Origin of the sequence: Roseovarius confluentis (assembly GCF_002917925.1) — a bacterium.
Classification (GTDB): Bacteria; Pseudomonadota; Alphaproteobacteria; order Rhodobacterales; family Rhodobacteraceae; genus Roseovarius; species Roseovarius confluentis.
This window is the reverse complement of record NZ_PPFE01000001.1, coordinates 178,713-192,693: the sequence shown is the minus strand read 5'-3', so window position 1 is coordinate 192,693 and position 13,981 is coordinate 178,713. Positions and strand designations below refer to the sequence as shown.

Sequence of the window (13,981 nt, the reverse complement as noted above, 5' to 3'; positions counted from 1 at the left end):
CCATACGGTTGTTTAGAATTGTTCTAAGGTGCTTGATCAATTCCGTCAAGAATTGAGCGGCGCCGAAATGCAAGGGGACACGCATGCCCGAGGTCATCTTTCCCGGCCCCGAGGGCCGCCTGGAAGGCCGCTACCACCCGCAACGCGAGCGCGACGCGCCGATTGCCATCATCCTGCACCCGCACCCGCAATTCGGGGGCACGATGAACAACAAGGTGGTCTACAACCTGCATTACGCGTTCCACAAGCTGGGCTTCACCGTCCTGCGCTTCAACTTTCGCGGCGTGGGACGCAGCCAGGGCGAATATGACCAGGGCGTGGGCGAGCTTTCCGATGCCGCCTCGGCGCTCGACTACCTTCAGTCGATGAACGCCAACTCGAAACATTGCTGGGTCGCGGGCTTTTCCTTCGGCGCGTGGATCGGGATGCAGCTCTTGATGCGCCGCCCCGAGATCACCGGCTTCGTGTCCGTGTCGCCACCGGCCAACATGTACGACTTCTCGTTCCTCGCCCCCTGCCCGTCCTCCGGCCTGATCATCAACGGCAGCGCCGACCGCGTGGCGCCGCCGGCCGACACCCAGTCGCTGGTGGGCAAACTGCATGAACAGCAGGGCATCACCATCACCCACGAACAGGTCGAGGGCTCGGGGCACTTCTTCGAAGAGCCGCACATGGAGACGATGATCGACACCGTCAGCGATTACGTCAAACGCCGCCTGACCGAGACCACGAGATAAGCCCATGGGCGTGACCGAGGATCTGGCAGACGAACTGGCGCTCAAGGTCATCAAGTACGTGGATGCCTCCGGCGACGATGGCGTCATTTCCGAGATCGTCGGCATCCTCGGCGCCACGTCCCAATCCGCCGAAGAGGCGTTCCTGACCTCGATGCGGGTGCGCCGCGCCAACATGGCGGCGCGCGCGCACCTGCTGAACCGGGTCAAGAAATTCCAGGAAAAGCAGGCGGACGGTGGCGACGCGGCCAATGACGCGCCCGAAACCTGACCGCGATTGCAATTCGCATGGGCGATCCCCGTCAAGCGGGCTAGGTGCCCGACAAGACGTGTGCGGCGCATTCCATGACGGCCGCGCATGACAAGCAAGGAGAGACCACAATGGCACGCACCATCATCATCGAAGAGTTCGGCGGTCCGGACAATCTCAAGCTCGTTGACCGCGAGGTGGGCGATCCCGGCCCCGGCGAGGTGCGCATCGCCCATGTGGCTTGCGGGCTGAACTTCATCGACGTGTACCAGCGCACCGGGCTTTACCCGCTGGAGCTGCCCCATGCCCTCGGGATGGAGGCCGCGGGCATCATCGAGGCCGTGGGCGAAGGTGTCACGCATCTGCAAGTGGGCCAGCACGCCGCCTATGCCGCCACGCCCCCCGGTGCCTATTCAGAGGCCCGCGTCATGCCCGCCGCACAGGTCTGCCCCCTGCCCGACGACATCCCGTTCGAGGACGCCGCCTCGATCATGCTGCAGGGCATGACCGTGGAATACCTCTTTCACCGGGTCTCGCCGCTGAAAAAGGGCGACACGGTGCTGTTTCACGCCGCCGCCGGCGGTGTGGGCCTGCTGGCCTGCCAATGGGCCCGCTCCGAGGGGATCACCCTGATCGGCACCGCCGGGACAGACGAGAAATGCAAGCTGGCGGTCGATAACGGCGCGTCGGCCTGCATCAACTACCGCACCGAGGATTTCGTGGCCGAAGTCAAGAAACTGACCGATGACAAGGGCGTCGACGTGGTGATGGACGGCGTCGGCAAGGACACGTTCGACCGTTCGCTCGACTGCCTGAAGCCCTTGGGCATGATGATGTCCTTCGGCAACGCCTCGGGCCCGGTCGAGCCGGTCAGCCTGCTGACCCTCGCACAGAAAGGCTCGCTCAAGCTGACGCGCACCACGCTCTTCACCTTCCTGGCCGATCACGAACGCTGCCAGGACATGGCAAAGCACCTCTTTTCAAAGGTGCAGTCGGGCGACGTGAAGGTGAATATCGGCCAGACATGGAAGCTCGAGGATATCGCCGAGGCGCATCGCGCGCTCGAGGCGCGGGAAACCACCGGCTCGACCATCCTCACGCTTTGATCACGTCTTCGGGAACTTTCCCGCTCCGGGTGCAGTTACCTTCCTGCACGCCACGAGCGGGCACGCCAATTGTGCCCGCCCGGCAAACCGGAGTAGAAGACCCATGAACAATATCATCTATATCGTCGGCCTTGTTGTCATCGTCGTTGCCATTCTTTCGTTTATCGGTATCGGCTGAAGCAGGTCCCGGGGTCCGACCTCCAGGGAAGAACTGAATGAACAAACGGGCGCTCTTGCTCAAACTGGCGCAGGACGTACGCGCCAGCTACTGGTTCATTCCGGCCAACATGGTGTTGTTCGCGATCCTTCTGGCCTACGGGTCGGAATGGCTCGACCACAACGCCGAGATCCTGCCTTACCAGCTTCCCGAAACCCTGATCGACACTCAGGTCGACGGCGCGCGCAGCACGCTGTCGACCATTGCCACGTCGGTGATCGGCGTCACCGGCGTTATGTTTTCCATGACAATGGTCGCGGTGTCCTTTGCCGCCGGCAATTACGGCCCGCGCCTGATCGGGAATTTCATGCGCAACCGGGGCAATCAGATCAGCCTCGGCATCCTGATTTCCACCTTCGTCTATGCCCTTCTGATCCTGCGCGCCGTGCAGGACCCGTCCGAAACCGCCGAAATCGAAGCCTTCGTGCCGCAATATTCCATGTTGCTGGCGATGTTGGGCTGCATCATCGCGGTCTTCACCATGATCTATTTCGTGCACCACGTCCCCGAAACGATCAACGTCGGCAACATCACCGCCGGCCTGGGCCAGCGGCTGGAAACCGAGATCAAGGCCATCATCGACGCCGAGGACGCCCGCGACAAGCGCCGCGAGTTGGCCTATCCCGACCGTGACCCCGACCACCGGATCACCATGAACTCCGCCGGCTACATCCGCACGCTGAACTACGGAAAGGTCGAGCAGCTGACCGACCGCGACGACTGGACCCTGCGGATCGAACAGCAGCCTGGCGACTTCGTCAGTTCCTTCACGCCCGTGATGTCCGTCTGGTCACGCGACGCGCTGTCGGACGAGGATATCGCGGAGCTGCGCGACTGCTACGCGCTTGGCACCAGCAAGACCGAGCATCAGAACGTGCTCTTTCTCGTCGACGAACTGGTCGAGGTGCTGGCCCGCGCACTCTCCCCCGGCGTCAACGATCCTTTCACTGCGATCAACTGCCTCAACTGGATGCAGAACGCCCTGTCGGTCGCGCGGCATCATGGCGAGGGCCTTGGCGAGGACGGCGCCGGCAAACATGCGCTTGGCCCGCGCCTGACCTACGACACCCTGTTCGAGCGCAGTTTCCTGGCCTCGAAACCCTATACCGACACCGACGAGCTGACCAAGGCGCACTACGACAAGCTGGTTGCGGAGTTGAAACGGTCGGCCTAAGCGCCGCGCGGAATCAAGGCGCGCCCTGCGCGCCGCCGCGCGATCGCCCGCTGACCGAAAGGCGGTTGCAAGCAACCGCCGAAAGGGGGGCCGCCCCCCGGGCTGGCGATTGGGTGAAGTCAGCGCTTCGATTGGAAGTCTCGCGGAATTTGCGGCGATAAAGTGCCCTGAAATGACGTCGGATCGCCACCCCGCGGTCTGGCAATCACGCGGCCGAAGCTCTCACCCCTTCTTGCCTTCCTTCACCTTCTCCGCCAAGTCCCGCGCGATGGCGAACGCGCCCTTGATCTTGTCGGCGTCGGATTTCCAGCTGCGTTTGACCACGATCTTGTTGTCCTTGACCTTGGCCAGCCCCTTCTGATCCTTGATGAATTCCACCAGCCCCTGAGGGTTGGAAAACTTGTCGTTGTGGAACTGGATCGTCGCCCCCCGCGGCCCGCCGTCCAGCTTGGCGATCCCGGCGCGTTTGCACATCGCCTTGATCCGCACGACCAGCATCAGCGTGTTCACTTCGCGCGGCAGCTTGCCGAACCGGTCGATCAGCTCGGCGGCGAAGCCTTCCAGTTCAACTTTGGTCGCCAAGCCACTGAGACGGCGGTACAATCCCAATCTGACATCCAGGTCGGGGACGTAGTCCTCGGGGATCAGAACCGGCACGCCCAGGTTGATCTGCGGCGCCCATTGCTCGTCCGCCTCGCTGAGCCCCTCCAGCTGCCCCGACTTGATCTTGGCGATCGCCTCTTCCAGCATCGACTGGTAAAGCTCGTACCCCACGTCGCGCATCTGCCCGGACTGTTCCTCGCCCAGCAGGTTGCCCGCCCCGCGAATATCGAGGTCCTGAGACGCCAGCGTGAACCCCGCGCCCAGCTGATCCAGACTGCCCAGCACCCGCAATCGCTTCTCGGCGGACGGCGTAAGGCGCATCCGTGGCTTGGTCGTCAAATACGCATAGGCCCGCGTCTTGGCCCGCCCCACACGGCCCCGGATCTGGTAAAGCTGCGACAGGCCGAACATGTCGGCGCGGTGCACCACCATCGTGTTCGCCGTCGGGATATCCAGCCCTGATTCCACGATCGTCGTGGCCAGCAGCACATCGTACTTGCCGTCGTAGAACGCGTTCATGCGTTCATCCAGCTCCTTGGCCGCCATCTGGCCATGCGCCACCACGAAACTGACCTCGGGCACATGGGTGCGCAGGAAGTCCTCGATCTCGGCAATGTCGCTGATGCGCGGCACCACGTAGAAACTCTGCCCGCCCCGGTAATGCTCGCGCAGCAGCGCCTCGCGGATCGTCACCGTGTCGAACTCGCTGACATAGGTGCGGATCGACAGCCGGTCGATGGGCGGCGTGCCGATGATACTCAGGTCCCGCACGCCGCTGAGGCTCAGTTGCAGCGTCCGTGGAATCGGCGTCGCGGTCAGGGTCAGCACATGCACCTCGGAGCGCAGCGATTTCAGCCGCTCCTTGTGGGTCACGCCGAACCGCTGTTCCTCGTCGATCACCAGCAGGCCAAGGTTCTTGAACCGGATGTTCTTGGCAAGCAGGGCATGCGTGCCCACCACGATATCCACCGTGCCGTCCGCCAGGCCCGCGCGGGTCTTGGTGGCCTGGCTTGACGACACGAAGCGCGACAAAGGCGCCACCGTCACCGGAAAGCCCCGGAACCGCTCGGCAAAGCTCTGGTAATGCTGCCGTGCCAGCAGGGTCGTCGGCGCGATCACCGCCACCTGCATCCCCGACATGGCGGCGATAAAGGCCGCGCGCATCGCCACCTCGGTCTTGCCGAAACCGACGTCACCGCAGATCAGCCGGTCCATCGGCGTGCCGCTGTCGAGGTCGGCCACCACGTCCTCGATGGCGCGCAACTGGTCGTCCGTCTCCTGGTACGGGAACCGGGCCGAGAACGCCTCCCACGCGTGGTGCTCGGGCTCCAGCACCGGCGCCTTGCGTAGCGCGCGTTCTGCAGCGATCCGGATCAGGCGGTCGGCCATCTCGCGGATGCGTTCCTTCAGCTTGGCCTTCTTGGCCTGCCACGCGCCGCCGCCCAGACGGTCCAGCAGACCCTCCTCGTGGCCGTATCGACTCAGCAGTTCGATATTCTCGACCGGCAGGTAAAGCTTTGATTGTTCTGCATATTCCAGCAGCAGGCATTCATGTGCCGCGCCCGCCGCCGTGACCACTTCCAGCCCCGTGTAACGCCCGATCCCGTGGTCGACATGCACCACCAGGTCGCCGGGCGACAGGCTTTGGGCCTCGGTCAGGAAATTCTCGGCCCGCCGCCGCTTCTTCGGGGACCGGATCAAACGGTCGCCCAGGATATCCTGCTCGGCGATCACCGTCAGACCGGGCGCGGTAAACCCATGCTCCAGCCCCCAGACCGCCAGGTGCAAGCCGCGCTTGCCAATGGCCCCGGCATTCTTCACCGTCACCGCACCCAAGAGGCCCTCGTCTTCCAACAGCCCTTCCAGCCGCTCGCGCGCCCCGTCCGAATAGGACGCGACCAGCACCGGCCCCTCGGCCATGCGTGCATCAATATGGTCTTTCAGGACGCTGAAAAGGTTAATCTTTTCCTGCTGACGCTCGGGCGCGAAATTGCGGCCGATCCGCCCGCCCGCGTCGATCACGCCCGGCCCCGGCGCTTGCGGCAATGGCGACAGGGCCAGCACGCGACGGTCCCCCAAGGCGGCCCCCCAGGCATCGTTATCGAGATACAGAAGATCGGGCGCGATGGGCTTGTAAACGCTGTCCTCGCGGCCCTTCTGGGTCATGGCGTGCTTGCGCGCATCGTACTGGTCGGCGATGGACACCCACCGCGCCTCCCGCGCCGCCTCGACCTGGTCATCCAGGCTGACCGGCGCGCCGGGGATATAGTCGAACAGCGTCTCCAGCCGTTCGTGAAACAGCGGCAGCCAATGCTCCATCCCCGCCTGCTTGCGCCCCGCGCTGACGGCCTCGTAAAGCGGGTCGTCGCTGCCCGCCGCGCCGAACTCGATGCGGTAATTCTGCCGGAACCGGGTGATCGCGGCCTCGTCCAGAATGACCTCGCTGACCGGGGCCAGCTCGATCCGGTCCAGCTTTTCCGTGGTGCGCTGCGTGGCCGGGTCGAACCGCCGCACGCCGTCCAGCACGTCACCGAACAGGTCCAGCCGCACCGGGCCGCTCTCGCCCGGCGGGTAGATGTCGATGATCCCGCCGCGCACGGCATAATCGCCCGGCTCCATCACCGTGGGCGCCTGGGTAAAGCCCATGCGCACGAGGAAGGATTTCAGCGCCTCCTCGTCGATCTGGTAATCGACCTGCGCCGAAAACGCCGCCTCGCGCAGCACGTCCCGCGCGGGCACCCGCTGTGTCGCCGCATTCAGCGTGGTCAGCAGGATGAACCGCGACGGTCCGCCATGCACCAGCCCGGCCAGCGTTGCCATCCGCGTGGCGGAAATGTCGGCGTTAGGCGAGACCCGGTCATAGGGCAGACAATCCCAGCCGGGAAAGCGGATCACCGGCATGTCCGGCGCGAAAAAGCGCAGCGCCTCCTCCATCGCCGCCATCCGCTTGTCGTCGCGGGCGACATGGATCACGGGGCCCTCCGCGCGGGCGGCCTCGTCCAGGATCAGCCTTGCGTCGAAGCCTTCGGGCGCGCCGCCAACGGCGATACGTTTGTTTTCGGCCATTTGCAGCCCCTCAGCCAAGCGCGCCGGTCGACATGTTGACCAGCATGCCCCACATCGCGGTCGCAAGGATCGACAGGATGCCGAGGAACTGCGTCGTGACGCGGTGGTAATGCATTCGCTTGTAAAGCGCCTCGCCCACCAGCCCGTCACGGTTGATGCGGTGGGAGGTATAGATCGACAAAAGCGCCACCAGCGTCATCGGAAAGGCCAGCAGGAACACCGCCTGGCTGAACTCGTTGCGATAGACGAACCCTAGAAGCCCCAGCGTGGTCAGCACGAAACAGGCGAACCCGGCCAGCAGCATCCCGGTTTCGCGCGCGATGTAAAGCAGGCGGTTGCTGTTGATGCGCACCATGTCGTGCAGGTCGATGACCCCCTGCTCATCGCCGCTCCTGGCGCGCTGCACCATGTCCCACGGCACGCCCAGCACCCAGTGGCTGGTCGACGACCACAGCACCGCCAGCACGATCCAGAACCAAAGGTTGCTGAAGCTGCGCATGTCGATCAGCTCGAAAATGGTCTCGATCAGGTCCAATGCCGGTGCCTCGTTGCGTCTTTGCGCTGTGCCGCGTTCTATCCGGGCACCTCTTAGCGCCGCTCTGCGCCAATTCCTACCCTTGAGATGGCGGAATTTCCATGCCACTCAGAAGGCGACTAAGAAAAAGGATGGCTACAATGCGTCCCACCCAAGGGCCCTTCCCCGTCACGCGCCTGCGCCGCACCCGCGCCACGCCGGCAATCCGGTCGCTGGTGGCCCAGAACACGCTGACCCCGGCAGACCTCATCTGGCCGGTCTTCGTGTGCGACGGTGAAGGCCAGGAAGACCCCGTGCCCTCCATGCCCGGCGTCCTGCGCCGCAGCGTCGACCGCGTGGTCGAGGCCGCCCGCGAGGCGCAATCCCTCGGCATCCCCGCAATCTGCCTCTTTCCCTATACCTCGGCCGAGAACCGCACGTCGGATTGCGCCGAGGCGTGGAACCTCGACAACCTATCGAACCGCGCCACCCGCGCCATCAAGGACGCGGTGCCCGACATCGCCATCATGACCGACGTGGCGCTCGACCCCTATTCCGACACCGGCCATGACGGCTTTGTCGAGGAGGGCGAGATCCTCAACGACGAGACCATCGAGGCGCTGGTGAAACAGGCCCTCAGCCAGGCCGCGGCGGGGGTCGACATCATCGGCCCCTCGGACATGATGGACGGCCGCATCGGCGCCCTGCGCGCCGCGCTGGAATCCGAAGGCCACAAGAACACGCTCCTGCTCAGCTATGCCGCCAAGTACGCCTCCGCCTTCTACGGCCCGTTCCGCGACGCGGTCGGCGCCTCCGGCGCGCTGAAAGGCGACAAGAAGACCTACCAGATGGATCCGGCCAATTCCGACGAGGCGCTGCGCTGTGTCGCCCGCGATCTTTCCGAGGGCGCCGACATGGTGATGATCAAGCCCGGGATGCCCTACCTGGACATCTGCCGCCGGGTGAAGGACGAATTCGGCGCGCCCACCTATGCCTACCAGGTGTCGGGCGAATACGCGATGATCCAGGCCGCCGCGCAGAACGGCTGGATCGACCACGACCGCGCCATGGTCGAAAGCCTGATGGCCTTCAAACGGGCCGGTTGCGACGGCATCCTGACCTATTTCGCCCCCGCCGTCGCGCGGATGCTGAACGGCTGATACCCACGCGGGTTCTTGCTTATCTGCCCGGACACCACAAACTGTGGTGACACCGCCTGTCTTCCCCTCTATAGTGTAGGGACAGGCCGGCATTTTACAAAAGACCGGCCACGGATCAGGCAACGAACAGGCAGTATCATGAAAAACCTTTCCCGGCGAAGCTTCACGCTCGGTGCATTGGCCGCATCCCCCCTTCTGGCCGCTTGCGGCAACGGGGTCGGCAGCGTCGGCTCGCAGAAGATTGACGCCCGCGTCGACTCGACGCTCAATTACCTTTACCAACGCTACCCCCAGACTCGCGACATAGCGGCCAAGTCCGTGGGCCAGCTTGTCATGCCCCTGATCACCGAGGGCGGTTTCATCGTCGGCGGCGGCTATGGCCGCGGCGCCCTGCGCGTGGGCGGTGCGACGGTCGATTATTATTCTGCCGCCAAGGGCAGCGTCGGGCTTCAGATCGGGGCGCAGCAATTCGCCCACGTGTTGTTCTTCATGACCGAAGACGCGCTGGCCGGCTTCCGCCGCGCTTCCGGCTGGGTCGCGGGCGCGGATATCGAATACGTCTTCTCGGACAAGGGCGAAAACCTGCGGGCCGACACCACCACGGCCAGCACGCCGGTGCTCGCGGTGATCTTCGGCCAGGCGGGGGCACTGGTAGGCGCGTCGCTCGAAGGCACCAAGTATACGCGCATCATCCCCTGATCTGCCCCGGGGTTTGAACCCCGGACAGGGATCAGACGACATACAGGGGCGCGTGAACATCTCACGCGCCCTTTTTCAGTGAGGTCACCCCATGTCCCGCACCGCAGCCCTTGCCGCCCTTGTCACCCTCTGCTCTGCCGCGCAGGCCGCCGCCTGCGCCCTGCCTCCGCCGGTCTGCGAGGTCTCGAACGGTCAGCGAGCGATGCTCGAACACGCCAACGGCAGCACCGTGCTTTTTTCGCAGCTTGATCCCGACGCCGCGGGATACCGGCCCACCTACGTGCTGGTCGATTGCAGCAAGCGGCAGGCGGTGGCCCTGGGACACCTGCCGGAAGATGCCGATGACACGGCAAGCCAGGTCCACTTCGATGGCCGCATGGTGATGGATCGTGAACTCTCGACCGGCGCACGCCCGCGGCTGGGCCACGTGCATCGCCAGCTTCAGCGGATGGGGCTGCGCAGCAAGCGGTTCACCCTGCTGAAATCCCATTGCGGCTGTGCCCTGCCCGACTTGCCCCCGCCACCGTCCAGCTGTCCGCCCTATTGATCCGGGCGCAGCTGGCCCGCTTCACTCCTTGTCGTCGCCGAAGTCGATCTTGATTCCCTCGAACGGGTTGTCGTCGTCTGTCGCGGTCTCGTTCAGGCGGCGGGCGCGCTGGTCGTGCAGGATCTCCATCTGCCGGTCCAGGTACTCGGCAAATTGCGGCCCCGCGCCGTTCTCGTCCCAATGCGCATAGACCCGCCCCTCGATCAGGGCCAGCCAGTACAACCGCAGCACCCGGTTGATGCGCGCGCCATAGCCGGGGCCAAGGCGGCGGAACCATTTCAACATGTCGCTGTCCAGCCGGATGGTGACCCGCGTTTTCGGGCGGGCGATCGGCTCGCGGCTTTCCAGCCCCTCCCACTCCTCGGGCAGGGATCGGTCCAGCCAGTGTTCGGTCAGCGATTCCTGCAACTGCCGCAATTCGTCCATCAACGCGGCGCGGGTCTTCTGCGGGGGCGGTGTACGGCGCATCAGGGGCTCCTTTCAGCGGGATGACGCGGGTAATGCCCGTCATGCTGCCGCCGAGAAGTTAACGCCGCTTGGCTGCACCGCCCGGTGCACGGGCGGTGTACGCGGGGTGCACGCCTGTCACCCCCGTGATTTCGGCCCGTTGCGCCGATCGGTTAACCGACCGCGCTCAGTTCATGTAGAACTCGCCGGTGACCTGCCGCCATTCCCCGGGGCTGATCATCTTGCGATGGATGAACTGCACCGAATGCAGCGGCCCCTCGATCTCGTCCTGCCAGAACTCGATGAACTTGAAAAGCTTGGGATGATCCGGCGCGAGGTCATAGTCCTGCCAGACGAAGGTATTGATAACATGCGCATAATCCGGCATGTGGTAATAGAATTCCGCTGTCGTCAGGCCATAGCCTTTCAGCATCAGTTCGGTTTCCGAAAGCTCCATTTCCGTTCCCATGTTGGCACCACTCTTGATTGTTATGTCTTTCAGTGTGCCACGAAATTATTAGTTTTCAATAAAAACAGTATGTTATCACCCTGCCCGGCTGGCTGCCAATGGCGCGGGACACGGGCCATTGCACCCCATATCCTGCCTCTGGTATAGTTTCCGCAACAAGATATAGAACAGTTGCCACAGGACGGGACAGCACGTGAACGACACGCCGGAAACCCCTGAAAACGAAGACGAAATGCCGCCAGAGCGCCCCGCGTATGACGGCCCGACGGTGTCGATCATCGACGAGATGAAGACGTCCTACCTGGACTATGCCATGTCGGTGATCGTCAGCCGCGCCATTCCCGACCTGCGCGACGGTCTGAAACCCGTGCACCGGCGCATCCTTTACGCCATGCACGAAACCGGCAACACCCACGACAAGGCCTACCGCAAATCCGCGCGCCCGGTGGGCGACGTCATGGGTAAATACCACCCCCACGGCGACAGCGCTATTTACGACGCTCTGGTGCGCATGGCGCAGGATTTTTCCATGTCTTTACCGCTACTTGACGGTCAAGGCAACTTCGGCTCGATGGACGGCGACAACCCCGCCGCCATGCGCTACACCGAGGTCCGCATGGACAAGCCCGCCAGCGCGTTGCTGGCGGATATCGAGAAGGAAACCGTCGACTTCCAGGACAACTACGACGGCAAGGACCGCGAGCCCACGGTCCTGCCGGCGCGGTTCCCCAACATGCTCGTCAATGGGGCCGGCGGCATCGCGGTGGGCATGGCCACCAACATCCCGCCCCACAACCTGGGCGAGGTCATCGACGCCACGCTGGCCCTGATCGACAACCCCGACCTGAGCTCCGAGCAACTGATCGAGTATATCCCCGGCCCGGACTTTCCGACGGGCGGCATCATGCTGGGCCGCTCGGGCGCGCGGAAGGCTTACATCGAGGGACGCGGCAGCGTCATCGTGCGGGCAAAGACCCGGATCGAGGAGGTCAGGAAAGACCGCTATGCCATTATTATAGAAGAGATTCCCTATCAGGTGAACAAGTCGGCGATGATCGAGAAGATCGCCGAAACCGTGCGCGAAAAACGCATCGAGGGCATCACCCATGTGCAGGACGAATCCGACCGTCACGGCGTGCGCGTGGTGGTCGAACTCAAGCGCGACGCCACCGCCGAGGTGGTGCTGAACCAGCTGTTCCGCTTTACCCCGATGCAGACCCATTTCGGCTGCAACATGCTGGCGCTGAATGGCGGACGTCCCGAGCAACTGACGCTTTACGGCTTCCTGAGCGCCTTCATTTCCTTCCGCGAGGACGTTGTGGCGCGGCGGACCGCCTATGACCTGCGCAAGGCCCGAGAACGCAGTCACGTGCTATGCGGCCTGGCCGTCGCGGTCAGCAATGTCGACGAGGTCGTGGCGACCATCCGTGCCTCCGCCGACGCCGCCGAGGCGCGTGAAAAGCTGATGACCCGGCGCTGGCCGGCTGGCGATATCCTCGAATATATCGCGCTGATCGACGACCCCACCCACAAGGCCAACGAGGACGGCACCTATAACCTTTCCGAAACGCAGGCCCGCGCCATTCTGGAGTTGCGCCTGCAAAGGCTGACGCAACTGGGCGTCAAGGAAGTCACGGACGAGCTGCAGGACCTGGCCGGCAAGATCAAGGAATACCTCGCCATCCTCGCCAGCCGCGAGAGAATCATGCAGATCATCTCGGACGAACTGACCGAGGTGAGAGAGCAGTTCGCCGTCCCCCGCCGCACCGAGATCGTCGACTGGTCGGGCGACATGGAAGACGAGGATCTGATCGAGCGCGAGGACATGGTCGTGACGGTCACGTCAGGCGGCTATATAAAGCGCACCGCGCTGGCCGATTTCCGCGCGCAGAAACGCGGCGGCAAGGGGCTGTCGGGGATGCAGACCAAGGAAGAGGACGTGGTGACCACGCTCTTCGTGGCCAACACGCACACGCAGCTTTTGTTCTTCACCACCGACGGGATGGTCTACAAGCTGAAGACGTGGCGCCTGCCGCTGGGCGGACGCACGTCGAAGGGAAAGGCGATCGTCAACATCCTTCCCATTCCCAGCGGCGTCAGCATCGCGGCGATCATGCCGGTGGATGTGCCGGAAGAAGAATGGGAAAACCTTCAGATATTCTTTGCCACCTCGGCCGGGGACGTACGGCGCAACGCGCTGAGCGACTTCACCAACGTCAAGTCGAACGGCAAGATCGCGATGAAGCTGCCCGACGAAAACACGCGTCTGGTCAACGTGCGCATCTGTTCCGAGGATGATGACGTGATGCTGGTCACCGACTCGGGCCGGGCGATCCGTTTCCGGACAACCGATGTGCGGGTCTTCAAGGGGCGCGACTCCACCGGTGTGCGGGGGATCAGGCTTCAGAATGGAGACACCCTCGTCTCGATGTCGATCATTCGCCATTTCGAGGCCAGCCCGGACGAGCGGGCCGCCTATCTGAAGATGCGCCGCCAGATGGCCGGCGCGGATGACGAGGGCACGGGCGAGGACGAAGGCAATGCCGACGCTCCCCTGCCCCCTGAACGGTTCGAGGAGATGAAAGCGGCGGAGAACCTAATCCTGACGATCACCGAGCAGGGCGCTGGCAAGCTGAGTTCGAGCCACGACTACCCGGTGCGCGGACGTGGCGGCATGGGCGTGCAGGCGATGGACAAGGCGATGCGCGGCGGCGCGTTGGTCGCGTCCTTCCCGGTGGATCTCGAGGACCAGATCATGCTGGCCACTTCGCGCGGGCAGTCGATCCGGGTGCCGGTCGAAGGCATTTCGTTCCGGTCGCGCAGCGCGGGCGGTGTTAAGGTGTTCAACACGGGCAAAGGCGAGAAAGTCGTCAGCGTCGCTTGGATCGCCGAGACCGGAGAAGAGGAACTGCTGGATGGCGAGGCGACGACGGACAAGGCGGAGGACCAGGAGGCAACCTGATTTTCTGAACGCGCCGCGCAAAGCGCGCCGTTT

General features: G+C 64.0%; 12 protein-coding genes. 8 read left to right on the top strand and 4 right to left on the bottom strand.

The genetic code is table 11. The features are described 5' to 3' along the window. Positions 1–83 precede the first annotated feature (83 nt). The 4 genes from C2I35_RS00940 (at position 84) to C2I35_RS00925 (ending at position 3,481) form a co-directional block, all read left to right on the top strand. Positions 84–737 carry an alpha/beta hydrolase gene (locus C2I35_RS00940; RefSeq protein ID WP_103761160.1) on the top strand — a complete coding sequence of 218 codons (654 nt, stop codon included), beginning with the start codon at positions 84–86 and terminating at the stop codon, positions 735–737. 4 nt (positions 738–741) lie between these two features. Next, the gene (locus tag C2I35_RS00935) at positions 742–1,005 is read left to right on the top strand and encodes a hypothetical protein (RefSeq protein ID WP_103761159.1); all 264 of its coding nucleotides are present in this window, start codon (positions 742–744) and stop codon (positions 1,003–1,005) included. A 110-nt stretch (positions 1,006–1,115) separates the two neighbouring features. After that, a complete protein-coding gene (locus C2I35_RS00930) occupies positions 1,116–2,090 on the top strand; it encodes a quinone oxidoreductase family protein (protein ID WP_103761841.1) in 975 nt (324 codons plus the stop codon). A gap of 215 nt (positions 2,091–2,305) precedes the next feature. Continuing rightward, complete coding sequence (locus C2I35_RS00925) at positions 2,306–3,481, top strand: DUF2254 domain-containing protein (protein WP_103761158.1); 1,176 nt, start codon at positions 2,306–2,308, stop codon at positions 3,479–3,481. A gap of 222 nt (positions 3,482–3,703) precedes the next feature. Here C2I35_RS00925 and mfd read toward each other — a convergent pair whose 3' ends face one another. Together mfd and C2I35_RS00915 are read right to left on the bottom strand one after the other, a co-directional pair. After that, positions 3,704–7,150: a transcription-repair coupling factor gene (gene mfd, locus C2I35_RS00920; protein WP_103761157.1), complete on the bottom strand. Its 3,447-nt coding sequence runs from the start codon at positions 7,148–7,150 to the stop codon at positions 3,704–3,706. Between the two features lie 10 nt (positions 7,151–7,160). Further along, positions 7,161–7,685, bottom strand: coding sequence for a component of SufBCD complex (locus C2I35_RS00915; protein WP_103761156.1), 525 nt, complete (start codon positions 7,683–7,685; stop codon positions 7,161–7,163). Between the two features lie 140 nt (positions 7,686–7,825). Between C2I35_RS00915 and hemB the strand changes: the two genes are divergently transcribed. From hemB to C2I35_RS00900, 3 genes are all read left to right on the top strand, one after another. Next, complete coding sequence (gene hemB / locus C2I35_RS00910) at positions 7,826–8,824, top strand: porphobilinogen synthase (protein ID WP_103761840.1); 999 nt, start codon at positions 7,826–7,828, stop codon at positions 8,822–8,824. Positions 8,825–8,962: 138 nt separating this feature from the next. Further along, positions 8,963–9,523: a lipid-binding SYLF domain-containing protein gene (locus tag C2I35_RS00905; RefSeq protein ID WP_103761155.1), complete on the top strand. Its 561-nt coding sequence runs from the start codon at positions 8,963–8,965 to the stop codon at positions 9,521–9,523. A 91-nt stretch (positions 9,524–9,614) separates the two neighbouring features. Further along, positions 9,615–10,070, top strand: coding sequence for a hypothetical protein (locus tag C2I35_RS00900; RefSeq protein ID WP_103761154.1), 456 nt, complete (start codon positions 9,615–9,617; stop codon positions 10,068–10,070). A 21-nt stretch (positions 10,071–10,091) separates the two neighbouring features. Here C2I35_RS00900 and C2I35_RS00895 read toward each other — a convergent pair whose 3' ends face one another. Both C2I35_RS00895 and C2I35_RS00890 read right to left on the bottom strand, forming a co-directional pair. Continuing rightward, positions 10,092–10,538: a BrnA antitoxin family protein gene (locus C2I35_RS00895; protein ID WP_211286092.1), complete on the bottom strand. Its 447-nt coding sequence runs from the start codon at positions 10,536–10,538 to the stop codon at positions 10,092–10,094. Between the two features lie 166 nt (positions 10,539–10,704). Continuing rightward, positions 10,705–10,974, bottom strand: a complete 270-nt coding sequence (locus C2I35_RS00890; RefSeq protein WP_103761153.1) for an usg protein — start codon at positions 10,972–10,974, stop codon at positions 10,705–10,707. Between the two features lie 244 nt (positions 10,975–11,218). On the opposite strand from C2I35_RS00890, the gene gyrA reads away from it, so the two are divergent. Next, positions 11,219–13,948, top strand: a complete 2,730-nt coding sequence (gyrA, locus tag C2I35_RS00885; protein WP_103761838.1) for a DNA gyrase subunit A — start codon at positions 11,219–11,221, stop codon at positions 13,946–13,948. Positions 13,949–13,981: the final 33 nt, after the last annotated feature.